Origin of the sequence: Methanoregula sp. (assembly GCF_002835825.1) — an archaeon.
Lineage (GTDB): Archaea > Halobacteriota > Methanomicrobia > Methanomicrobiales > Methanospirillaceae > Methanoregula.
Genome location: NZ_PIZH01000503.1, coordinates 1 through 1501 on the forward strand (window position 1 = coordinate 1; position 1501 = coordinate 1501).

The window sequence follows — 1501 nt, forward strand, 5'->3', positions numbered from 1 at the left end:
TCGAAGAAGCCTGATGGCTTCTTCTCATCCTCCAGGCCTGATGGCCTGTCGGACTTCGAAGTTTCGAGGGTTCTCAAACCCGAGAAATGAGAAGAATCCGTCAGGATTCTTCGAAGAAGCCTGATGGCTTCTTCTCATCCTCCAGGCCTGATGGCCTGTCGGACTTCGAGGAACTCTGAAGATTTCTTCTCGTGTCCCATACCTGACAGGATTCGACAACTCGAAGAGTCTCAGTAATTCAATAAAATCTACCCGCTCTTGTGAGCCAACCCCATTTTTTCGATGGTCGTATCCGCTCGGTACCCCGGATTCCATAATCCGACCTGGCACCCGGATTCCCTGCCTGCATCTGTATAATTAACGAATACCCTACAACTTCTTTGTCGCGGACTTCCCCGGCTTATCCTGCCGATATGCGGTGTAGTGAACTGCTGATCAGGAATATTATCTCCTGTTGAACGCCCATACTCCCCCAATGATGAGCACGATTAGGATAAGCACGAAGATGTTCTGGTTCATGAGGGTAAACAACCAGACAAACGTGCTCGGCAAGATACATTCCTTGTTCCAAGGGATTTCAGCAGGTATAACGGTCAGGGTAACCGGTGGAGAAAAGGTTGCTCCATCCGGACCAAGCTCATACGCCATATTCTCATAGGGAAGATCTGAATCCGTTGGCCCCCCTCCTGAACCCTATCCGGCATTGTTGCCTTCATGGAAATTGACAAAAAGGGATTTCCACGGGCATCCCAAACAGCCAAAAACCGGCCGACACACAGTCTTTACAATCACTCCAGGCACCCGTTCCGAGAAAAAAGGCAGGAATGCCCCCCGGGTGTCCGGACAGGATTGCATGACCTGCGCACAAGGGGAGGATGACGGGAGTTATCTCCCGGGACCCGTAGTACGTTCAGAGCGTGCAGATAAACACGAATACGGAGAATAAGCCGGACCAGCTTAAACCAATGGCAGGACCGACCCAATCGGGAAACCATGTCACCAGATGTATCAAATCCATCACCTCCTGTGTCGTGTATTTTGGGAAAGGCCCGCAATATCTGATCCTGCGGGTATTCCGTGACACTGATTCTTACGGGGTGACTGATAAAAATGAGGATGTTAGAAAAAACGCGGCAGTTTTTTTCCACAGTTTTCCCCTGCAGCCTGATGAAGATCCCCCTGCATGCCCGGGCGGAAGAGCGAGAGCCTCTCGAACTTCGTGAAGGGATACCTGGAATACTACGTGCACGTGGTGGGCTACGTGTACTTCATGCCCAACAAGCGGCCGGATATCCTGCCGGTGCCAGTGAAAATTATCGAAGAGTCCTGACGGACTCTTCTCACGATTAGGGTCTGAGGACTGGTCGGAATTCGAAGAGTGCTGACGCACTCTTCTCGCGGTTCGGGTCTTGCGACCCTCACCGACTAGAAGAACCCTGAAGAACTTCTCACCCTCTTTTTTGACCCAGGTAATTCATGGATCACGGCGGCTCCTCCGGCA

Annotated in this window: 1 protein-coding gene; it reads left to right on the forward strand. The window is 51.5% G+C overall.

The features are described from left to right. Positions 1-1183 precede the first annotated feature (1183 nt). Positions 1184-1330 carry a DUF4389 domain-containing protein gene (locus CW742_RS12710; RefSeq protein WP_292420929.1) on the forward strand — a complete coding sequence of 49 codons (147 nt, stop codon included), beginning with the start codon at positions 1184-1186 and terminating at the stop codon, positions 1328-1330. Positions 1331-1501 lie beyond the last annotated feature (171 nt).

Bases quoted from the DNA above. Each gene is read 5' to 3' on its own strand.
- CW742_RS12710 (WP_292420929.1), top strand. From the start codon at position 1,184: ATGCCCGGGCGGAAGAGCGAGAGCCTCTCGAACTTCGTGAAGGGATAC.